At 68.1% G+C, this 22,205-nt stretch carries 15 protein-coding genes; 3 read left to right on the top strand and 12 right to left on the bottom strand.

The genetic code is table 11. The features are described from left to right. Nucleotides 1-13 precede the first annotated feature (13 nt). The 7 genes from BW41_RS07485 to BW41_RS07455 all read right to left on the bottom strand — a co-directional run bounded on the left by BW41_RS07485 (nt 14) and on the right by BW41_RS07455 (nt 12,662). Nucleotides 14-403, bottom strand: a complete 390-nt coding sequence (locus tag BW41_RS07485; protein WP_037533044.1) for a response regulator — start codon at nt 401-403, stop codon at nt 14-16. 55 nt (nt 404-458) lie between these two features. Continuing rightward, nucleotides 459-2,876 (bottom strand): ATP-binding protein, encoded by a 2,418-nt coding sequence (locus BW41_RS07480; RefSeq protein WP_037533043.1) that lies wholly within the window; start codon nt 2,874-2,876, stop codon nt 459-461. Nucleotides 2,877-2,878: 2 nt separating this feature from the next. Next, nucleotides 2,879-4,192, bottom strand: coding sequence for an EAL domain-containing protein (locus tag BW41_RS07475; protein ID WP_081792963.1), 1,314 nt, complete (start codon nt 4,190-4,192; stop codon nt 2,879-2,881). A gap of 450 nt (nt 4,193-4,642) precedes the next feature. Next, complete coding sequence (locus BW41_RS07470; RefSeq protein WP_037533041.1) at nt 4,643-8,875, bottom strand: translocation/assembly module TamB domain-containing protein; 4,233 nt, start codon at nt 8,873-8,875, stop codon at nt 4,643-4,645. After that, a complete protein-coding gene (locus BW41_RS07465; protein WP_037533038.1) occupies nt 8,875-11,016 on the bottom strand; it encodes an autotransporter assembly complex protein TamA in 2,142 nt (713 codons plus the stop codon). The genes BW41_RS07470 and BW41_RS07465 overlap by 1 nt, the downstream gene beginning before the upstream one ends. 156 nt (nt 11,017-11,172) lie before the next feature. Then, nucleotides 11,173-12,000, bottom strand: coding sequence for a 2,3,4,5-tetrahydropyridine-2,6-dicarboxylate N-succinyltransferase (gene dapD, locus BW41_RS07460; protein WP_037533035.1), 828 nt, complete (start codon nt 11,998-12,000; stop codon nt 11,173-11,175). Next, the gene (locus BW41_RS07455) at nt 11,997-12,662 is read right to left on the bottom strand and encodes a pyrimidine 5'-nucleotidase (protein ID WP_037533033.1); all 666 of its coding nucleotides are present in this window, start codon (nt 12,660-12,662) and stop codon (nt 11,997-11,999) included. The genes dapD and BW41_RS07455 overlap by 4 nt, the downstream gene beginning before the upstream one ends. Before the next feature lie 121 nt (nt 12,663-12,783). On the opposite strand from BW41_RS07455, the gene BW41_RS20055 reads away from it, so the two are divergent. Together BW41_RS20055 and BW41_RS07445 are read left to right on the top strand one after the other, a co-directional pair. Next, nucleotides 12,784-15,105, top strand: coding sequence for a S8 family peptidase (locus BW41_RS20055; protein ID WP_235199677.1), 2,322 nt, complete (start codon nt 12,784-12,786; stop codon nt 15,103-15,105). A gap of 36 nt (nt 15,106-15,141) precedes the next feature. Further along, nucleotides 15,142-16,140: an LLM class flavin-dependent oxidoreductase gene (locus BW41_RS07445; protein WP_037533031.1), complete on the top strand. Its 999-nt coding sequence runs from the start codon at nt 15,142-15,144 to the stop codon at nt 16,138-16,140. Here the strand turns inward: BW41_RS07445 and BW41_RS07440 are convergent. The 4 genes from BW41_RS07440 to BW41_RS07425 all read right to left on the bottom strand — a co-directional run bounded on the left by BW41_RS07440 (nt 16,100) and on the right by BW41_RS07425 (nt 19,249). Next, nucleotides 16,100-16,771 carry an HPP family protein gene (locus tag BW41_RS07440; protein ID WP_037533029.1) on the bottom strand — a complete coding sequence of 224 codons (672 nt, stop codon included), beginning with the start codon at nt 16,769-16,771 and terminating at the stop codon, nt 16,100-16,102. The two genes, BW41_RS07445 and BW41_RS07440, sit on opposite strands and share 41 nt — an antisense overlap. A gap of 84 nt (nt 16,772-16,855) precedes the next feature. Next, nucleotides 16,856-18,175: a sensor histidine kinase gene (locus BW41_RS07435; protein WP_037533027.1), complete on the bottom strand. Its 1,320-nt coding sequence runs from the start codon at nt 18,173-18,175 to the stop codon at nt 16,856-16,858. Nucleotides 18,176-18,265: 90 nt separating this feature from the next. Continuing rightward, nucleotides 18,266-18,931 (bottom strand): response regulator transcription factor, encoded by a 666-nt coding sequence (locus BW41_RS07430; RefSeq protein ID WP_037533025.1) that lies wholly within the window; start codon nt 18,929-18,931, stop codon nt 18,266-18,268. 12 nt (nt 18,932-18,943) lie between these two features. Then, a complete protein-coding gene (locus tag BW41_RS07425) occupies nt 18,944-19,249 on the bottom strand; it encodes a hypothetical protein (protein WP_235199676.1) in 306 nt (101 codons plus the stop codon). A gap of 124 nt (nt 19,250-19,373) precedes the next feature. Between BW41_RS07425 and BW41_RS07420 the strand changes: the two genes are divergently transcribed. Then, nucleotides 19,374-21,152: an ABC-F family ATP-binding cassette domain-containing protein gene (locus BW41_RS07420; RefSeq protein WP_037533021.1), complete on the top strand. Its 1,779-nt coding sequence runs from the start codon at nt 19,374-19,376 to the stop codon at nt 21,150-21,152. Here the strand turns inward: BW41_RS07420 and BW41_RS20050 are convergent. Continuing rightward, a complete protein-coding gene (locus tag BW41_RS20050) occupies nt 21,149-22,159 on the bottom strand; it encodes a sensor histidine kinase (protein WP_051583327.1) in 1,011 nt (336 codons plus the stop codon). The two genes, BW41_RS07420 and BW41_RS20050, sit on opposite strands and share 4 nt — an antisense overlap. Nucleotides 22,160-22,205: the final 46 nt, after the last annotated feature.

Raw genomic sequence — 22,205 nt, 5'->3', positions numbered from 1 at the left:
ATTGGAAGTGCGCTCAATTCAGAACCGCGCCGTCGGCGTCGCGCGCCATGATCCGGCCCATCGCCTCGAACAGGGCGTCCATCGCCACCGGCTTGAACAATACGTCGTCGGCACCCGCAGCCAGGCAGCGTTCGCGCAGATCGAGCGCCGTATCGGCGGTGATGACGATGATCGGCACGCTCGCCTTGGCATCCTGTCGGGCGCGGATATGATGGATTGCGGTGATGCCATCCATGCCCGGCATCCGCAGATCGATCAGCAGCATATCAAACGACTGGGACTCGATCGCCGCGAGGCCGACCTCGGCATTCTCGGCCTCCATCATCGTCACGCCGGCGACATCGAGCATGTCCCGAACCACGCGGCGGTTCATACGGTCATCCTCGATGAACAGAACGTTCATCGCGGCGGCCGCAGGGTCGATGGATTTTGCAAGAACATGTCTTTGTGTCTACGCCTCAAGCCGCCCGTGACACAAGCGGCTCATTGGTCGGCGCATAGACGAAATCGACTAATGCCGCACCCGTTATCGGCTTGACGATGCTGCGGAAATCGCGGTTCGTTTCGCAAACGACATGATTTGTTTCACTATGCGCGGGCCATAGCAGAACCATGTCCGATGCATCGGCTACCCCGGCGATCCGCCCCAATGCCTCGCTCAGCGCATCGCCCTCTCCGAGCGCCGCCACGTCGATCAGCAGATGATCGAAACGCGTCGTCGTCAGGCTCGCCAGCGCTTCGTCCAGGGTCGCGACCGACGTGATGTCCGTGGCATGCGCAGCCATCAAGGTGCGCAGCATGCTTCGTGTGATCGGGTTGCGATCGAGGATCAGCAAACCCGCGGCGGTCGCAGCATCCTCGCTTATCGCGGGCGCGACGCCGAGGGTCAGCGGCAGGTCGACGATGAAGCGCGAGCCTTCGCCGATCGTGCTGGTGACGGTGACGTCGCCGCCCATCGCCCGTGCCAAATTGCGGCAGATCGAAAGCCCGAGCCCGGTGCCGCCGAAGCGCCGTGTCGTGCTGGTATCGGCCTGACGGAAGGATTCGAAGATCGTCTCGCAGGTATCGGCGCTGATCCCGATGCCGGTGTCGGCGACGGTGATGCACAGGCGCGCGTCGTCGCTCGCGGCGGCGCGCAGGGTGACGCTGCCGGTCGAGGTGAATTTGAGAGCGTTCGACATCAAATTGAACACGATCTGCCGCAGCCGCGCCGCATCGCCGACGATCATGCCGGGGCAGTCGTCGATCTCGCGATGGAAGGCGATCCCCTTGGCCGCCGCCTGATCCTGCCACATGCACGTCGACTCCGCGAGCATCGCGCGCAGGTCGAACGGCGCCTCCTCGACGGTGAGGTGGCCCGTCTCCATCTTGGCGACGTCGAGGATATCGTCGACCAGCGCGCGCATGGTCACGCCGGCGCTGTGAACGACGCCGAGCCGGTCGCGCGTGCTGCCGACGACCTTCGTATCGGCCAGCATCACCTGCGTCATGCCGAGGATGCCGTTGAGCGGCGTACGGATTTCGTGGCTCGTCGTGGCGAGGAACTCGGTCTTGGCGGCGAGCGCCTTGCCGAGCGCGGCATTGGTGACGGCGAGGTCGTTGTTGGCGGCGCGCACCTCGTTGCGACTCCGGCGCAGCGCGAGAATGCCGAGGCCAAGCAACAGGATGGCGATCAGCGTCGACGCCACCACGCCGATGAAGACATTGCGCTGGGTCCGCGCGCGCGCCTGCTCGAAGGCGACGTTGCGGCGTGCCTCGTCCCGTTGCAGGCTGGCGATCTTCAGCTCCTGATTGGCGAAATCGAACCGCGCCGCCATCAGCGCCGCACTGGTCGAGCGTGCGAGCGCCGTCGATTCGTCGTCGAGCCGCTTCAGCGCGACGAGATGTTGGAGGGCGCGATCGGGCTGCCCGGCCGCACGATACACGGTATAAGCGGTGCGATGCGCCTCGCGATCGACCAATGTGGTACGGTCGAGCGGCTCGTCGTCGAACCGTTCGGTAATAAGCGCGACAGCGCGGGACAGATCGCCGCGCTGATAAGCGGCCTGCGCGGCGAGTCCGATCAACGTCTTGCGAAAGCCTGCCGCCTCGCCGCGCGTCGACAGCGTCAGCCCCTGATCGATCGCCCGCTGCGCGCCTGCGACGTCTTTGCCCATCAGCCGCGCCTCGGCGATATTGCCGAGGATAAGGACGCGCAGCAGCGGGCTGTTCATCCGCTCGGTGAGGGCAAGGCCGTTGCGGAACTGCTGGACGGCCTCCTTAAACCGTCCAAGCGATTTCAAGGCGATGCCTCGATTGTTGTACAGCGCCACCGCCAGCATGGGGTCGGCGCGATACAGTGAGAGGGCTTGGTCATAATAGCGCAGCGCGCTGAGATGATCGTTCGCCTCGCCATAGAGGGAGCCGATCGATTGAAGTGCCTTCGCCTGACTGCGCGTGTTGCCGAGCCGTTGGAAGATGCGGTGGGCATGTTGGTAGGCGCCAAGCGCATGGGAAACGTCGGCATGTACGGTGGCAATCCAGCCACTCGCGAGCAAGGCGTCGCCTTCGAGGTTTGACCCCGGGGCATATCGAGAAGCTACCGCGGCGGCGTGCTTGATCAACGGTTCTGCCGCAGCGACATCGTTCAGTCGCAGCAATGCCTCGCCCCGAAGCCAATCGGCGGTGGCCTCGCGAACGATGCGCTGACGTGAAGGTGGCTCCTGCTTCGCAAGCCGTGCCGCCGCTAAAGCTCGGTCGGCGGTAACGTTCGGGTCGCTGAGCATCGCTGCCTTGGCATCGGCAACGAGTGAGTCGAAAGCATCCGCCGATGCCGCGGTCGGCGTGAGGGCAAGCAGCCCAGCTGCGAGCCACGACCAGCGGACAGACAGGCGCATGGTCAGACGACGCGACGCGTCGCAGCGAACCCCCCGAAGCCGGCGAGCGGATCGGGCGCGGGCGCACGATGCCGCCCCTCGTCGAGATATTGGATCAGGGACTCGAGCACGACCGGTCGGCTGATCAGGAAGCCCTGCACCATGTCGCACCCCATCACCGTCAGCAGCGCAAGCGCCGCATGCGTCTCCACTCCCTCCGCGACCACTTCCATCTCGAGCGCATGAGCGAGATCGATCGTCGACCGCACGATCAACGGATCGCGGTTCGAGCTGGTCAGCTGCGTAACGAACAATTTGTCGATCTTGAGTTCGCGCGCCGGCAATTGCTTCAGATAGGCTAGGGACGACAGGCCGGCACCATAATCGTCGATCGCTATCGTAATGCCGAAATCAGCAAAGATCTGCAGATTGGCGATCGCGCTGGCGGGATCACGGATCACCGACGTTTCGGTGATCTCGAACCCGAGCTTGGCATCGCTGCCGCCGACCAGATCGCAGGCCGCCCGGACGAAGGCGCTGTCGGCGAGCAACTGCCCGGCGATATTGATGAACAGGCGAAGGTCGTGACCGCGGGCGGCGAGATCGCGCTGATCCTCGATCGCACGGCGGATCGTCCACAGCGTCATCCGGTCGATCAGCATACATTCTTCGGCGACCGAGATGAAGTCGTTCGGCATGACCAGCCCGCGCTCGGGGTGGTTCCAGCGCACCAAAGCCTCGGCGCTGCGGATTTCCTGATGCCGGACGTGGATCTTGGGCTGATAGTGGAGGACGAGCTCGCCGCGATCGATCGCAAGGTCGAGATCGCGCGCGACGCGCAGCACATCGCGGGTCGCGCGGGGCGCCACCGCGTGCGTCACGGTGCGGGTCGCCATTCGCGCCTCGGCTAGCGCATTTTCCGCTTCCTCGACCAGCGCAACTTCGTCGAGTGCGGTCGCCGGTGCCGCGGCGGCACCGAACGTCAGGCGGACCTCGACATGCTGATCGTCGATCGTGACGGGACGTTCGAACGCGTGCTCGATCGCGCCGACGTAGCGATCGATGGCGCTGCGGTCCGCGTCGCGGAAGCCGCTGGCGATCTGCGTGCGGCTGAGGATGGCGACGCTGGCACCAGGAATCACCCGCGCGACTCGGTCGGCGACCAGACCGGCAAGCAGTTCGGCACGCGCGCAGCCGAGGCGACGGCGCAGCTCGGCAAAATTAGCGATCTCGGCGATGAGCTGAAACCGATAGGCGGGCTTGGCGGCGCGGCGTGCCTCTTTGATCGCCCGAGAGGCCAGCGTTTCCACGGTTTCCGAGCGGTGCGCGACGGTCATGCAGCCTGGGGTACGGGCCAGGATTGAAGATAAGATTAATCGCGCATGAGCCATTCAACCCGTTGCGAGCCCGATTGTTTAATTCTTAACAATCCGTTAAGATCGACCTGCATCCTGGAGATGCCACGATAAGGGAGATTAGCATGTCGGTAGTTTTCGCACTCGTCCTCGCGACCATCTCGGTTTACATCAAGCCCTGGTAATCAGGTCCGCGGTTCGGTCCGTATCGGCACCTACAGCCTCACGCTGGTGCCGGTCCGGGCCGGATCGTATTGCGGGGATCGCGTCCTCCCCGCCCGTCGCAAGTGACCGGGCGAACGGACTGCTCCAGCGCCGTCATGATCCGCGCCGATGCCGAGGGCATCGCCGTGCTGCCGATCCGGCGCTTCCATCGATTTCACCTTTGACCTGACCGGAACCGCGCCGCCCATCGGGGCAGCGCGGCCGTGTTCAATAGTCCTTGGAATATTTGAGGCGGGCGTCCGAGCCACCCGCCGACCCGGTCGAGGTCAGCAGGCTCAGCGCCTTGGTCAGCGCGATCTCGAGCTGGGTCGCGGTATAGCCGCGTGCGTCGGTGACGATCTCGACATAGATGTTGTCGGTCAGGTACTTGCCCGCGGCGAGGCTGGTGCCGCGCCCGCTCGCCTCGTCGGCGCCCAGCACGCGCAGGCGATCGAAACCGGTCGCCGAGCGCAGTTTGCCGAGCGGATTGAGCCCGCCGCCCGAGCCACGCAGCGAGTTGAGCGCGCTCGCCAGCTGGATCGCCTCGGTCGCCGACAGATTCTCGGGGTTGGTGCCGAACAGCAGGCGGCTGAGCACCTCGTCCTGCGGCAGCGCCGGCGTCGAGGTGAAGGCGATCTGCGGACGCTGGCCGGTGCCGGTGATCGCGATCACGGCGGTGATGCCATTGACCGTGGTCGACGCCTGGATGTTGATGTCCGGGTCGGTCAGCTGACCACCACGGAAGCGGATCGTGCCGCGCGTTACGTCGAACCGCTTGCCGGCGAACGAATAGGTGCCGCGCACCAGATCGAGGCCGCCGGTGATCTGCGGCGCGACCGAGGTTCCGCCGATCTTGAGGTTCATCTCCCATTCCGACTCGAGGCCCATGCCAGAGACGAACAGCTGGTTGTTGGCGCGTACCGTCAGGTCGAGACGGATCGTGCTGACCGGGGCCGGCTTGGGCCGATCGGTCGGGCGCGGCGTGACGATCTGGCTTTTGCGGCGGATGCCGGTGAGTTCCGGGACCTCCGCCGAACCCTGACGGATGATCTCGTAGCGCGCCTCGGGCACGATCAGATTGCCCTGCAGCAGCCCGCCGTCCCGACCATAAGTGAAATGCAGGTCGCCGGTGGTGGTGGCGGCAAGGGCATCGCTCTTGGCGAGCTGCGCGTTGGCGAGCCGGGCGCGCAGGTCGATCGGGAAGCCGCTGTCCGCGGCGAGGCCGACGCTGCCCTGCGCCTGCACCGTGCCGTCACCGGCACGCGCACTGAGGCTGGTGAGATCGAGTCGGTCGTTGGTGAAGCGCGCCGCAATTTTCATCTGCGACAGGCGCGTGCCGTACGTCTCATTGTCATAGGTCAGATTGTCGGCGCGGATCAGCCCGTTGAGCTGCGGTGCGGAAACCCGGCCCGAGAAATCGGCGGCTACCGCAATCGGTCCGCTGAGCTGCTGGTTGGGCAAGGCAGCGAGGCTGAACAGCACGCCGGACGGACCGTTGTAGCGGATACCGCCCGACAGCGGCGCCTGCATCAGCCGCGTCATCCACGATCCCGATCCCGGCGGCAGCGGCCGCAGCGTCGCGAGCAGGCGGCCGACCGGGGTCGCACCCCGTTTGATCAGCGCCCGCGCCTCGCCGCCATCCGGGACGAGCCGCCCGACGAACTGGACGTCAACGGGCTCCGACACCGCGGCGAGCCCGGTGCGCTGGAAATTGGCGATGGTGATCCGGGCATCGGCCTGGGGAATGGCATTGCCCTGCTGGCGATAGTCGAGGCTGCCGGTCACAGCGCCTGACAGGCCGAGGTTGGGCATGAACGCCGACAGCATCGACAGGTTGAGCCGGTCGAGTCGCGCCTGTGCCGCGGTGACGCCGCCGCCGAACGATCCGGCGACCCGCGTCGAGCCGGCGGTCGGTCCCTGACCGAAGTCGATCCGCGTCGCGGCGAGACGGTAGCTGCCCCCGGCCTTGGTGATATGCGCCGGATTGACGGTGCGGAACGGGATGTTGTTCGCCTGCCCCTGGGCGGCGATCAGATAATCGTCCGGCGCCAGTCGCGCGTTGACCGCGACGCGCAGCGGCACGCCGCTCGATCCGGTCAGCAGCGCCTGCGCGGTGCCGCGACCGCCGACATAGTTCACCTTGGCCCGCATCGCCTCGATGACAAAGGCATTGTAGCGGGTGTCGCCGATCTGGACGTCGGCGACCACCTGCGGCGCCTTGGGCGTCATCACCACGCTCGCGTTGACGATGGCGCGGCCGATGGTGAAGTCCGCATAACCCGGGATCGTCGCGTTGGAGGCACGCGCGGCGACATCGGCGCGCTGATAGCCGCCCTGATCCGCGAGGCGGACGTTGCCGGTGATGCCGCGGCCGCCGAATTGCAGCGCGCCGGCGAACGGCCCGGCTGGCGTGGCGGCGATCCGGCCACGTCCGGTGATGCCGGCGAAGACGAGGCGGTTGACGTCGACGGTCAGGCGCGGGCTCGGCCGGACCAGCACGTCGGCGGTGAACGGGCCGTAATTGGTGCCGCCGCTCGCCGTGACGGCATAGGCGCCACCGCGTCCGACGATACGCGCGTCGAGATTGACGAGACCGACGCCGACGCCGGGTTTCGCCGCGCGCAGCACGACGACGGGCGCATCGGCGCTGCCGGTGACCCGCGCGGTCACCGGCCCATATTGCGTCGAATAGGCATCCGCCGACACCGCGACCGCGCCGCTGGCAGGATCGAACCGTCCCTCGCCGCGGGTGATGCGGAATTGCGGCGCGTTCATCCGCAGGTTGCGGAAGGTGACGATGCCCTCGGGGCTGTAGCCGATGTCGCTGCGCACCACCGCATTGCCGCCGAGGAAGTCGCGGACGCCGCTGTTGAACAATTGCTTGGTCTGCGCGACGACGCGTCCGGTGATGCCGAAGCCGCCGCGGGCGCCGGGGACGAGCTTGGCGTCGGTCGACAGGTCGATGATGCCGATGCTCTCGAGCCGGTAATTGTTGACCCGCCCCTTGAGCGCACCGGTGTAGCGGCCGGTCGCGGTATTGGCGACGACGATCGCGGTCGCATCGATGTTGTCCGAGCGGATGCGCAGATTGTCCGACAGGATGGTCGGCATCGCGATCGCGAAATCACCCTGGATGCGGACGTTGTTGGCGAGGCCGCCGACCGCGGCGTTGAGACCGGTGATGCGCCGCGCACGGGCCTTGACCGGCACGAGGATCCGGTCGCTGTTCACCCGCGCCAGCCCTTCGGCATAGACGTTCTCGACCATCGTCGTGCCGAAGCCGAGCGCCGCAGCGCTGATCTTATAGTCGACCGTCGGGGTCGCGAAGGCGCCGTCGAGCACGACGCGCGCCATCACGTCGCGACCGCGCACGTTGGGGGCGATCGCACCGGGGGTGAGCAGTCGCGCATCGACCGCGAAATTGCCGAACTTGCTCGCGGCAAGATCGAGCAGCCCGCCCGCGTCGACCGCAAGCGCGTCCGACTTGAGCTTGATCCGCGTATCCGCCTTGCGATCGTTGAGCGTCGTGTCGATCGCGAGATCGAGCCGCGGTGCGGTCAGGCGCTCGACCGGCCCTTCGAGATACAGGCCGGGCGTCGCGAAGCCGCGCAGCGCGATATGGCCGCTGCGGGCATCGATCGCGATATTGGCGAGCTGGCCACCGCCGAGCGTCGCGAGGGCGCGGCCCTGCCACGCCTGCCAGCTGCCGCGACCGTCGACCGAGGCGGTCAGCGGCGCCTTGAGCGAGGCCATCGACGCGACCACCCCGCCGACCGGCGCGTCGAGCTTCAGATTGACGTCGAGCTTGTTCTGCGCCGGCACCGCGTCGAGCCGCAGGCGGAGGCGATCGCCGCCGGCCACCCCTGCCCCGCGCAGCGCTGCCGCGTCGGTGACGAGCTGCGCGCGGCGGTCGGCGATATGGACGGCGCCGTCGATGCGGACGATATGCGTCTGCCCGGTGACCGGCTTGGCGATCACCAGCCGGCCGACGTGCAGGCGGTTGACGTCGATATCGAGATCGGGGAGCAGCGGCGCGTTCGGATCGCTCGGCGTCTGCTTCAATTCGGGCTTGCGCGCCAGCGTCACCAGATCGGTCGACAGGCTGCGCACATCGACATGGTTGCTGGCGAAGGCGAACGGCCGCCAGTCGACGTTCAGGCGCGGACTGGTCAGGAACACGCCCTTGGGATCGGCGACGCGGACGTCGGACAGGATCATCTGGCCGTAGAGCGAACCGTCGATTCGCCCGACCTTGATGTTGAGGCCCGACGCCGTCGTATAGCCGCCGATCCGGTTGGCGACGAAACGGCGACCGGGATCGGTGTTGATGCCGAGGACGACGACGCCCACCAGCACGACGATCGCGAGGATCGCGAACAGCACCCATTTGAGGATACGCTGCCAGAGCGGGCGCCGCGTCACGACCGCGGCAGTTTCGACGTCATGTTCGGGCTGCGCCATCAGAATGCCTGCCCGATCGAGATGTAGAGAGCGACCTTGCCGTCACCCGGCCGAGGATTGAGCGGCGTCGCCACGTCGATCCGCATCGGCCCGAAATTGGTGTAGAACCGGCCGCCGATGCCGGCGCCGAACCGCAGGTCGGACGCGCTCGGCAGGCTCGATTCATAGCTGTTGCCGGCGTCGAGGAACGGCACGATGCCGAAATTGCCGAACCGGTAGCGCGCCTCGAGCGCGAACTCGTTGAGGCTGCGCCCGCCGACCGGATTGCCCTGCGGATCGAGCGGCCCGAGCCGCTGATAGCCATAGCCGCGCACCGAGCCACCGCCGCCGCCATAATAGCGACGCGACGGCGCGAGGTCGTCGCGTTCGATGCCCTGGATCGACCCCGCCTTGGCGCGCCCGGCGATCACCAGCTTGGCCGAGACGGGATAATAGAAGGTGCCCTCGACCATCGTCCGCACATAGGGGCTGATGCCGCCGTTGACCGACGTCTCCGGGCTGACATTGAGCCGCAGCCGATAGCCGCGGGTCGGATTAAGCAGGCTGTCCGACGTGTCCCATTCGACCTGGCCGGGAAGCGCGACGATGCCGTAGGTGCGGCGCACGGTATCGCCGCGGGCGAAGTCGTAGACGCTCTCGTTGGTGCCGACGAGCTCACCGCCGTAATAATAGGTGAAGCGCTTCTGCCAGATCGGCGTCGACACCCGGCTCCAGCGCGCCGACAGCGTGCCGGTGAAGGCATCGAAGGCGTCGTAGCTCTGGTGGACCGCACTGGCGATCGCGGTGAAGGTCTTGTCGCGCTGCCCGGCGTTGGAGCGGCGGAACGTCCCCGACAGCCCCTGCTCCTGCGTGCCGGCGACGACGGTGCCGATCAGCGCGCCTTCGGGCGGGAACAGGTTGCGATGCGTCCAGCTGCCTTCGGCCTTGAACCCCTGCCCGGTCGAATAGCCGGCACTGCCGGCGAGGCTGCGCGGCGGGCCTTCGGTCTGGCGGACGAGCAGGTCGACCGCCTCGGTGCCATCGGCATCGACGCGGCCGGTGCGCTGCGGTTCGACTGCGACGCTGCGGAACAGGCCGGTCGCGACCAGCGCGTCGCGCAGATCGTCGGTCTTGCGGCTGTCGTAGATGTCGCCGCTCTTGAAGCGCGGGAAGACGTTGAGATGTTCGACGCCGAACACCGGATCGCCGGTGGTGACGAGCTGGCCGAAGCGGGCGCGCGGCCCCGTATCGACCGGCAGCGTATAGGCGCCGGTCGCCTGTCCGGACACGTCGTCGAGCAGGATGTCGCGTTCGCCGACCTTGACGAAGGGATAGCCCTGCTGCGGCAGGACGAGACTGACATTCGCCTCCGCCCCCTGGATTCGCGCCGCCTCGATCGGGTCGCCGACGCGCAGCGGCAGATTGTGCGTAACGAGATCAGGCGGCACGACCGGCTGCGCATCGACCTTGATCGACGACAGATGATACAGGCGGCCGGGCGTGCCGGTAACGGTGGCGATCAGCTTGCCGGGCGTCTTGGCGTCGGCACCCGGCTGCGACTCGATCACCGAGACGGCGGTCGCGTCATAATAGCCGAGCGACTTCATCAGCCGCACCGCCAGCGCCTCATCCTCGCGCGCCCGCGCCGCGACCTGGGTGGCGTTGGCGGCCTTGCCCTTGCCCTGCTTCAGCGCGGACAGGCTGTTGAACTGGCCGGCGAGATTGAGCGACTCCAGGCCCTTGAGCGCGGTCTCGTACCGGATCTCCGGCGCGTCCTTGTCCTTGACGTCGGCGGCGGTCTGGAGCGGCGTGGTGTCGAAGCTGCTGAGCGGAACCAGCGGCTGCGCCAGTTCGGGGCTTTCGGCTGCGGCAGGCGGCAGCGTGCCGTCGGGCTGAACCGGTGCCGTATTGACGGTCGCGGGGGCGTTCGGCTGGGCGCTGATCGGTTCGAGCGGTGCGTTGATGTCGCCGCTGATCGGCGGCAGGCTGACGTTGAATTCGCTGTCCGGGACGATCGGCGCGTCGCCCTGCTGCACGGCCGGGTCCGTTTTGGGGGCGTCGGGACCGCGCGCCGGGGCGCGGCCCTGCTGCTGGTCGAGCTGGGCGGCTGCGGGGCTGGTCGCAAGCAACGCCACCGCCAGCCAATAATGTCGTCCGGTCAAACCTCGCACGCGTTCCCGTCCCCTTTGAGAGAGCGTTCGCGTTCGAAATCACCCCCAAGCCCGTTCATAACGGCGCAAGCACCGTTTTGGTTGCACCGCAGCGTCCGCCTTGCCGCACGGCCGCCATGAAAATCACTGATCTACATGGTTTATCGCTCAGTCGCGGAGCAGATCGTTGATGCTGGTCTTGCTGCGCGTCTGGGCGTCGACACGCTTGACGATGACCGCGCAATACAGGCCCGGCTTGCCGTCGCTGCCGCCGGTCGTGCCGGGGACGACCACCGCATAGGGGGGCACTTCGCCCTTGAAGGTCTCGCCGGTGGCGCGGTCGATGATCTTGGTCGACGCGCCGAGATAGACGCCCATCGACAGCACCGCGCCCTCGCCGACGCGCACCCCCTCGGCGACCTCGGAGCGGGCGCCGATGAAGGCGCCGTCGCCGATGATGACCGGATCCGCCTGCAGGGGTTCGAGCACCCCGCCGATGCCGGCGCCGCCGGACAGATGGACGTTGCGGCCGATCTGCGCACAACTGCCGACCGTCGCCCAGGTGTCGACCATCGTCCCCTCGCCGACATGGGCGCCGATATTGACGAAGCTCGGCATCAGGATTGCGCCCGGTGCGACATAGGCGCCGCGACGGACGACGCTGCCCGGCACCGCGCGGAAGCCGGCGGCGCGGAATTCGGCCTCGCTCCAGCCGCTGAACTTGAACGGCACCTTGTCGAACCAGTGGCCGGCACCCGGACCATTGTCGATCAGCGCATTGTCGTTGAGGCGGAAGCTGAGCAGCACCGCCTTCTTGAGCCACTGGTTGACGCGCCAGCCGCCGGCGCCGTCGGGCTCGGCGACGCGCGCCTCACCCGCGTCGAGCAGCGCCAGCGCGCGATCGACCGCGAGCCGCACCTCGCCGGTGGTGGTGAAGCCGAGCGCGGCGCGATCCTCCCACGCCTGATCGATGACGGTGCTGAGATCCTGGCTCATGATGCCTCCATGATATGGGTCAGCCACGATGCGAGATCGTGGACGGTGAAGTCGATGAAATCGCGTGCGGCGTCCGGCCCCTGCTCGGAGCCGTTGTCGATCCACACGGTGGTCATGCCGATCGCCTTGGCCGGCGCGAGGTTGCGCGCCATGTCCTCGACGAAGACGGCGCGGGCCGGCTCGATCGAGAGGCGCGCGCACAGATTGGCATAGGCGGTCGGGTGCGGCTTGGGCACGAGGTCCATCGCATGGATGTCGTGGATCGCCTCGAAATGCGTGCCGAGGCCAAGGCGGTCGAGCACGCGCAGCGCATAGGGCTTGTCGCCGTTGGTGAAGACCAGCTTGCGCCCCGGCAGCGCCGCGATCGCCGCGGCGAGCGGCGCGTCCACTTCGAGCACGTCCATCTCGATATCGTGCACTTCGGCAAGGAAGGCATGCGGATCGACCCGATGCTCCGCCATCAGGCCGGTCAGCGTCGTGCCGTGCCGGTGGAAATAGTCCTTCTGCAACACGCGCGCCTCGTCCCACGGCAGGTCGAGCAGCCGCGCGATGTAATCGGTCATGCGATGATCGATCTGCGCGAACAGATTGGCGCGTGCCGGGTACAGCGTGTTGTCGAGATCGAAGATCCAGGTGTCGATGGAGGCGAGCCGCGGGTGCATGCCGGCGCGTCTAGGCGGCGATCGCCGCATGTACAAGCAAGCGGCGGTTTGCACCGCCGCGCGTCTTCGGTAAGGATTTCGAAGGGCGAGCGACTTAGGGGGGCGCCGCCAGGGGGTGGGTGTGCGTATCAGGATCGGAACACGGGTCGGGGCAGCATTGGTCGGGCCGCTGTTCTCGGCAGGCGGCGGCGGGGGGGGGGGCGGCGGGATCAATGCGCCGCCGACGCCGCCCGCCGCGCAGGTGCCGACGCCCGTCGTCACGCCCGCGCCCGCCCCGGCGCCCACGCCGACCCCGGCCCCGACGCCGACCCCGACCGCGACCGATTACGACACCAGCGAATATCGGGCGACGGTCGGCGCGGTGTCGATGAATGCGCTCGCCGCCTACAACAAGGGCGCGACCGGCGCGGGCGTCAACATCGCGATCATCGACAGCGGCATCGATCTGACCAGCCAGGAATTCGGCGGCCGGGTCAGCACCGCGTCGCAGGACGTCGCCGGCAACAGCTCGATCGCCGACGAGGGCGGTCACGGCACCGCGGTCGCCTTCACCGCCGCCGGACGCCGCAACGCCGCCGGATCGCAGGGCGTCGCCTTCGATGCGACACTGACCGTCCTGCGCGCCGACCGGCCGGGATCGTGCGCTGCCTCGACCGATGCCAGCACCGATACGTGCAAATTCGGCACGGATGCGATCACCAAAGGCGTCGATGCGGCGCGACTGGCGGGGGCGCGGGGGATCAACCTGTCGCTCGGCGGCGCGACGATGCCGCAGGGACTGATCGACGCGATCGGCCGCGCCACCGCACGCGGCATCATCGTCGTCATCGCCGCCGGCAATGACGGCGCCGACAATCCCGATGCCTTTACCTCGGTCGCCGGCGACGCGGCGGCACGAAACCTGGTGATCGTCGCCGGTTCAGTCGGCGCCACCGACGCCATCTCGACCTTCAGCGACAAGGCGGGGACCGGCGCCGCCCATTACCTCGCCGCGGTCGGCGAGCGGGTGCGCGCGCCCAACCAGAGCGGCACCGCCTATCTCTGGTCGGGCACCTCCTTCGCCGCGCCGCAGATTTCGGGCGCGATCGCCCTGCTGGCGCAGGCCTTTCCCAATCTCACCGGCGCGCAGATCGTCGACCTGCTGTTCCGCACCGCGCGCGACGTCGGCGCGAGCGGCGTCGACGCGATCTACGGCAACGGCGTGCTCGACCTCACCCGCGCCTTTCAGCCGGTGGGCACCGCCAGCGTCGCCGGATCACATATCGCGGTGTCGCTGAGCAGCAACGCGACGCTGTCCGCGCCGATGGGGGACGCCGCGGTCGGGCAATTGGGCGCGGTGGTGCTCGACAGCTATGCGCGCGCCTTCGCGATCGACCTCGCCGGCACGATCAACCGCGCCGGACCGACGCCGGTGCTGGTCGGCGCGTTGCAGAACCGCCAGCGCAACATCGCGCTGGCGGCGGGCGACACGGTTGTCTCGCTGACGCTCGCGCCGCGCGCCAACGGCGACGTCGCGCTCGAGCGCAGCCGGCTCAGCGCCGGTCAGGCGATGACCGCGCAGGCGATCGCCGGCGCGGTGACGCAGCGGCTCGGCGCCGGCACCAGCTTTGGCTTCGCCTTCTCGCAAGGCAGCGGCAGCCTGACCGCGCAGATGACCGGACAGGCGCAGCCCGCCTTTCTCGTCGCCGGCCAGAGTGGCCTCGGCTTCGACAGCGTCGCGCGCTCGGCGGGCGCGTTGCGTCAGGAGCTCGGCGGCATCGGCGTCACCGCGACGATCGAGAGCGGCGACATTCTGGCGCGGCGCGATGCGATGCTCGCCGGCCTCAACACCTATCGGCGTGCGCCTTACGACCGGGTGACGCTGACCGCCGATCATCGCTGGGGCGGGCTGGCGACGACGCTGGCGGTCAGCTCCCTCAACGAGACCGCGTCGCTGCTCGGCGCGCGCTTCGATGGCGGGCTCGGCGCGGCGCGGGCGCGCACCCTGTTCGTCGATGCCGATGCGCGCTGGAGCATCGGCGCGGGCTGGACCCTCGGCGGGTCGTGGCGCCGCGGCTGGAGCGCCGCCCAGCTCAGCGGCGGCATGGCGGGCAGCGGCCGGCTGCTCACCGAAGCGTTCGCCGCGGATGTCGGCAAGGACGGCCTGTTCGGCCGCGACAGCCTCGGCCTGCGCCTCGCGCAGCCGCTGCGCGTCGCGCGCGGCGGGCTCGATTACCGGTTGCCGACCAACTGGGACTATACGACGCTCACCGTCACCGACTGGACGACGCAACGGCTCAACCTAGCGCCCCAAGGCCGCGAGATCGATGTCGAGGCGCGCTATCGCATCCTGCTCGGCGACGGCGATCTGCAGACCAATGTTTTCTGGCGACGCGATCCCGGCAATTACGCGGCCTTGCCCGCGGACGTCGGCGGAGCGGTCCGCTATACGGTCGGCTTCTGATTGCAGGCGCGGCGGGGCGTTCCCATCTTGCCTCGCATGACACGCTTCTCCCTGCTCGATCTGGTGCCCGTCGTCGAAGGCGGCACCGTGGCGCAATCGCTGGCCAATGCCGCCGACCTCGCCCGCCATGCCGAGACGCTCGGCTTCCAGCGTTACTGGGTCGCCGAGCATCACGGCATGCGCGGCATCGCCAGCGCCGCGACCGCCGTGGTGATCGCGCATATCGCCGCTGCGACCAGCCGCATCCGCGTCGGCGCCGGTGGCATCATGCTCCCCAACCATGCGCCGCTGGTGATCGCCGAGCAGTTCGGCACGCTCGACGCGCTGTTTCCGGGGCGGATCGATCTCGGCCTCGGCCGCGCGCCGGGATCGGATCAGCGCGTCGCCCGCGCGATGCGACGGACGCTGGAGACCGACCCCAACGCCTTCCCGCAGGACGTGATGGAGCTGCAAAGCTATTTCGCCGACGACGGCCGCACCGGCATCGCCGCGACGCCGGGTGCGGGCGCCAATGTGCCGCTGTGGATCTTGGGGTCGAGCACCTTCGGCGCGCAGCTCGCCGCGGCGCTCGGCCTGCCCTATGCCTTTGCGTCGCATTTCGCGCCGGACGCGCTCGACGCCGCGCTGGCGATCTATCGCCGCGACTTCCGGCCGTCGGCGCAGCTCGACAGGCCTTATGCGATGGCAGGGTTCAACGTCTTCGCCGCCGAGACGGATGCGGAGGCGGAACTGCTGGCAAGCTCGCAGCAGCAGTCGTTCGTCGCGCTGCGCACGGGCAATCCCCGCCAGCTGCCGCCGCCGGTCGAGGGCTATCGTGCCGGCCTGGGGGTGCAGGGCGCGTCGATCCTCGACCATGTGCTGCAATGTTCGGCGGTCGGCTCACCCGCCACCGTCGCCCGCCAGACCGCCGCCTTCATCGAGCGGACCGGGGTGGACGAGGTGATGATCGCGAGCGCGATCTACGATCACGACGCTCGCAAGCGCAGCCTGGCGATCACCGCCGAGGTGATGAGCGGACTGACCGTTCCCGCCTGATCGCGGCGTGACGCGCGGCGGCGGCGAGCAGCGCGTCGAGGTCGGCGCGGGCGATGTCGAAGCTGTCGTGCATATCGGCAAGTGCCGCGTCGACGTCTTCGGGCGCGAAGACCGAAGGCGGCGCCGGCACGGGGCGATGCGGATAGGCGTGCCCCGCCAGCCGATGAAAGAGGATGCCGCTGCCGACCAGCAGTGCCGAATCGAGCGCGACCGGCAGGAAGGGATAGAGCCAGCCGAGCGGGGTATGCGCCGCGGCGAGCGCGACGCCGAGCGCGACCGCGCCGCCCGGTGGGTGGAGGCAGCGCGCCAGCGACATGACGATGATCGCGAGTCCGACCGCGACCGCCGCCGCCGCGACCGGATCGCCGATCAGCCGCACGACGATCAGTCCGCAGATCGCCGACAGCATATTGCCGCCGATCACCGGCCAGGGCTGTGCGAGCGGGCTCGCCGGCACCGCGAAGACGAGCACGGTGCTCGCGCCGATCGGCGCGACGAGCAACGGCGCGGCGCTATGACCGAGCAATGCTGCGATGAGGCCGGTCAGCGCCACGCCGATGATCGCGGCGACGCCGGCGACCAGCCGGTCACCGAGCGCCGCACCGGCGAGAATGGGGCGAAAGATCTGCATCGCCGCCGGCGCTAGCGGGTGCGCCCGCCCCCCGGCAAGGCCCGAGTGACAAGCCTCTACCCGCGCGACATTATCAGCCGCGACTCAATTCGCCGCGGGCAGCCGTAGTCGCACCAGCAGACCGCCGAGATCCTCGCTTTCCTCAAGACTGACGGTGCCGCCGTAGATTTCCGCAACGTCGCGCACGATCGCGAGGCCGAGACCGGTGCCCGGCTTGCCGGTATCGAGACGCACGCCGCGGTCGAAGATGCGGACGCGGTCCTCCTCCGGGATGCCGAGTCCGTCATCCTCGATCAGCAGCTCGACGAAGCCCGCATCGGCACCGACCGTGACGAAGACGCTGCCGCCGCCGTATTTGGCCGCATTCTCAATGAGGTTGCCGAGCATCTCGTCGAGGTCCTGCCGCTCGACATGGACCTGCAGGTCGCGCGGCCCGGTCACGTCGATACGGATGTGGCGGTATAGCCGCGCGACCGCCCGTTCGACCGATTCGAGGCTGGGCCAGACCTCGGCGCGACTGTGCGCCGAGCCGCGGCGGCCGACCGCGCGGGCGCGGGCGAGATGGTGATCGACCTGCCGCCGCATCGTCCGCGCCTCGCGGATCACCGTGTCGGCGAGATCGTCGGCCTGCGCGGTGGCGGCGTTCATGATGACGGTGAGCGGCGTCTTGAGCGCATGGGCGAGATTGCCGGCATGGCGCCGCGCCTCCTCCGCCTGCCGTTCGTTATGTTCGATCAGCGCGTTGAGCTCCTCGACCATCGGCGCGACCTCGTCGGGCATCGGCACCGTGATGCGGTTCGATTGCCCGGCCCGCATCCGTGCAATCTCGTCCCGGACGCGGCGGAGCGGCCACAGGCCGTAGAAGGTCTGCAACCAGACCAGCACGACCAGACCGAGGCCGAGAAGGGCAAAGCTGCGGATGAGGGTGCGACGGAGGATGGTGATCTGCGCGTCGAGGTCCCGTCGCGTCTGCGCCACCTGAAAGCGCCAGTGGATTTTCGATCCCGGGATTTGCGCGTCGCGCTCGGCGATCCGCAGCCGCTCGTCCGGAAACTGATCGCTATCGTAGAAATGGATGTTGCGATCATTGTGCCTGTCGCCGAAATCAAGGCGACGATCCCAGAGCGACCGCGACGGAAAGGCCTCGGTAACCGGCCGACCGGGTGCCGAAATCTGCCAATAGAGACCCGAATTGGGCTCGAGGAACAGCGGGTCGCCCGTCGCATCGCGACTGAGAATCACTTCGCCCTCCGGCCCGATCTCCGCCGACACGAGCAGCGATCGGATGACGTTCTGCATCTGCGCGTCGAAATTGTCGGTCACCGCATTGGTCAGCACGCGGTCAAGCGCGAAGCCGCCACCGAACAGCAGCAGTCCGATCCACGCCGCCGCGATCAGGATCATCCGTCGCGACAGCGATCCCGTCGTTCTGGCCCGCTCACGTGGCACGACTTCGGCGAGGGGCGGCGTGTCCATGCGCGCGACTCCCGCCGATCAGGCGTCCGGATCTTCGAGGCTGTAGCCGAGCCCGCGGATGGTGGTGATGACGTCCTGGCCGAGCTTCTTGCGGATGCGCGTGACGAACACCTCGATCGTGTTGGAGTCGCGGTCGAAATCCTGATCGTAGATATGTTCGATCAGCTCGGTGCGGCTGACCACCTTGCCCTTGTGATGGAGCAGATAGCTGAGCAGCTTATATTCCTGCGCGGTCAGCTTGACCGGCTCGCCTGCCTTGGTCACCTTGCCCGAGCGGGTATCGAGCCGCACGTCGCCGGCGGTCAGCTCGGACGAGGCATTGCCCGAGGCGCGGCGGATCAGCGCCCGCAGGCGGGCGATCAATTCCTCGGTCTGGAACGGCTTGGCGACGTAATCGTCGGCGCCCGCGTCGAGCCCGGCGACCTTGTCCGACCAGCTGTCGCGCGCGGTAAGGACGAGCACGGGCATCGTCTTGCCCTCCTTGCGCCAGCGGTCGAGCACGGTCAGCCCGTCGATCTCGGGCAGGCCGAGGTCGAGCACGATCGCATCGTAATTCTCGGTCGAGCCGAGGAAATGCCCCTCCTCGCCGTCGGTCGCGAGGTCGATCGCATAGCCGGCGCCCTCCAGCGTGTTCTTGAGTTGCTGGCCGAGGTTCGGCTCGTCCTCGACGATCAGAACGCGCATGCAGATCCCCTCTTAATTACCGGTACGGCCGATGATCTGGCCGGAACGGCCATCGACGTCGACCCAGACGATGACGCCATCGCGCATGAACTTGAGCGTGTAAACCGCAGTGCTGAAATCGAGATCGAAGCCGAGATATTCATAGCCCTTCATCGTCGGGATGACGCGCGCCTCGATGGCGCGCGGCGACAGCACTTCCCCCTTGCGGCGCGCATCATAGGCGCGCGCCTGATCGCTGCGCCGTTGGTCGGGCGCCTGGGCAAGCACCGGAGAGAGCGCGGCGGCCATCGCTAGCAACATCGGAACGACCATCTTCATGACGACTGGCATAGGCGGAAGGCATTGAACAGCCTGTGAATGGAGCGGGTGGAAAGCGTCCGCGCGACAATGGGTTCCCGGCTGCGCTTGCCGCGGGCGTGCGCGCCGCCTACCTGCGGCGGCCATGGCTGCCCCAATCCTTGCATACGAAGACCTTGGCGTGATCCAGGGCCACGGCTGGCTGTTCCGCCACCTCGACATCCATATCGGCGCGCGCGACCGCCTCGCGCTGATCGGCCGCAACGGCGCGGGCAAGACCACCTTGCTCAAGCTGATCGGCGGGCTGATCGACAGCGACGAAGGCCGCCGCGTGATCGTGCCGGGCACCCGCGTCGTGCTGCTCGAACAGGAACCGAGCCTCGCCGGATGTGCGACGCTCGCCGATTATGTGCTAGGCGGCGAAGGCGCGCCCGAGCGGCACGAGGCCGATGCGATCGCCGACCAGCTCGGCATCGACCTGTCGCGCGAATCGGCGTCCGCCTCGGGCGGTGAGCGCCGCCGCGCCGCGATCGTCCGCGCGCTGGCGCAGGACCCGGACGTGCTGCTGCTCGACGAGCCGACCAACCATCTCGACATCGGCGCGATCGACTGGCTGGAGGACTGGCTCGGCCGCTTCCGTGGCGCGTTCGTCGTCATCAGCCATGATCGCACTTTCCTCACCCGGTTGACCAAACAGACCTTGTGGATGGATCGCGGCGCGATCCGCCGCGCGGAGATCGGCTTCGGCGGGTTCGAGGCGTGGACCGAACAGGTCTATGCCGAGGAGGAGCGCAACGCACAGCGGCTCGACGCCAAGCTCAAGATCGAGGAACACTGGCTGCAACGCGGCGTCACCGGGCGGCGGCGGCGCAACCAGGGCCGGCTCGCCAAGCTCAAGGACATGCGCGCCGAACGCGCGGCGATGATCGGCCCGCAGGGCGCGGCCAACCTCGTCACCGCGGCGGACGACAGCAAGACCAAGGTGGTCATCGACGTCAAACATGCCTCGAAGAGTTTCGGCGACCGCACGATCATCCGCGACCTGACGCTGCGCGTGACGCGGGGCGACCGGATCGGCATCGTCGGCCGCAACGGCGCGGGCAAGACGACCTTGCTCAAGCTGCTCACCGGCGAGCTGGCGCCCGACGAGGGCGAGGTCAAGCTCGCCAAGACGCTCGACGGCGTCATCATCGATCAGCAGCGCAGCCTGATGGCGCCGACCAAGACGGTGCGCGAGGTGCTGGCGGACGGCGGCGACTGGATCGACGTGCTCGGGGTGCGCAAGCACATCCACGGCTATCTCAAGGAGTTCCTGTTCGACCCGTCGCTCGCCGAGGCCAAGGTCGGCACGCTGTCGGGCGGCGAGCGGTCGCGCCTGCTGCTCGCGCGGGAATTCGCGCGGGAGTCGAACCTGCTGGTGCTCGACGAGCCGACCAACGACCTCGACCTCGAAACGCTCGACCTGTTGCAGGAGGTGATCGCCGATTACGCGGGCACGGTGCTGATCGTCAGCCACGATCGCGACTTCCTCGATCGCACGGTGACGGTGACGCTGGGGCTCGACGGATCGGGCAACATCGACGTCGTCGCCGGCGGCTATGAGGATTGGGAGCGGCAGCGGCGCAAGCCGGTCGAGGCCAAGAAGGCCGCCACCGCCAAGGCCGCCCCGCCGCCGCCCGCCCAGGCGAAGACCAAGCTGAGCTACAAGGATCAGCGCGACTATGACCAATTGCCGGCGCGGATCGAAACGATCGACGTGGGTATTGCGCGGGACGAGGCGCTTTTGGCCGATCCGGCGCTGTACGTGCGCGATCCCAAGCGCTTCGACGCGCTGACCAAGGCAATCGAGGCGGCGCGCAGCGAGAAGGAGGCGGCGGAGATGCGCTGGCTCGAACTCGCCGAGCAGGTCGAGGGGCTGGGTTAGGCCGGCAGGTCCATCGTCACCGTCGTACCCTCGCGACCGCTCTCGGTGGTCAGCGTGCCGCCCGCCTGACGCGCAAAGGCCGGGATCAGCCGCGATCCCAGGCCATGGTCGAGACCGGCCGGCGCCGCGGCGGCCGGCATGCCGACGCCGTCGTCGCTGACCAGCAGCGTCCAGCCGCCGGGTCGCTGGCGGAAACCGACGGTGATCCGGCCGCCGGCGCGGCCACCGAAGGCGTGTTTGGCGGCGTTGGTGACGAGTTCGTTGACGACGAGCCCGATCGACACCGCCCGGTCGCGCGGCACCTCGACCTCGTCGCTTGAACAGGCAAGCGTGATGCCGCCGCGCAGCAGCAACGCATCCGCCAGCGCCGCGCACAGATCGCCGAGATAGCCGCGCATCTGCACCGCATCGCTCTGACCGACGCCGCGATAGAGGTGGCGATGCGCGCGCGCGATGCTCTCGACGCGGGCGAGCGCGGTGCCGAGGGCATCCGCCGCCTCGCCGTCCGCGCGGCGACGCTGGATGTCGAGGATCGACGCGACGATCGCGAAATTGTTCTTCATGCGATGGTCGATCTCCTGCAACAGCAGGTCGCGGTCGGCGATCTGCTGCTCGCGCTCGCGCGTCGCCCGCTCGACCGCGCGGCAGAAAAGTTCGGCTGTGGCGATCGTCAGCACTACCGCGAGCAGGATGAAGATCAACGTCACCCAGGCGGTGGCATCATCGCGGACGCCGAGCATCCCCGGTACGGTGACCGTCCAGGCATAACCGATGCCGAGCAGCGCCGAGATCGCCCCCGCCGGCCAGCGCGCGAGCAATGTCGCCAGCAGCATCATCGGGAAGCACAAGGCGAAGGGCGCCCCCTTCCCCACCGTGATCCGATCGAGCGCGCTGTACAGCAGGATCGCGAGCACGGCGCTGACCAGACCGACCGCACATTGCGTGACGATGCGCGGTATCCGCGGCGCGAAACGCGTCGTCAGGTCGAGTTGGCGGAACCGTTGCACGCGCGAATTGAGCCGCGACGGACCAATGCTGTCAAGTACAATAGAA

Source organism: Sphingomonas sp. RIT328 (assembly GCF_000632225.1).
Lineage (GTDB): Bacteria > Pseudomonadota > Alphaproteobacteria > Sphingomonadales > Sphingomonadaceae > Sphingomonas > Sphingomonas kyungheensis.
Note: the sequence above shows the minus strand (reverse complement) of the source record. Positions and strands in the feature narration are given on the sequence as shown.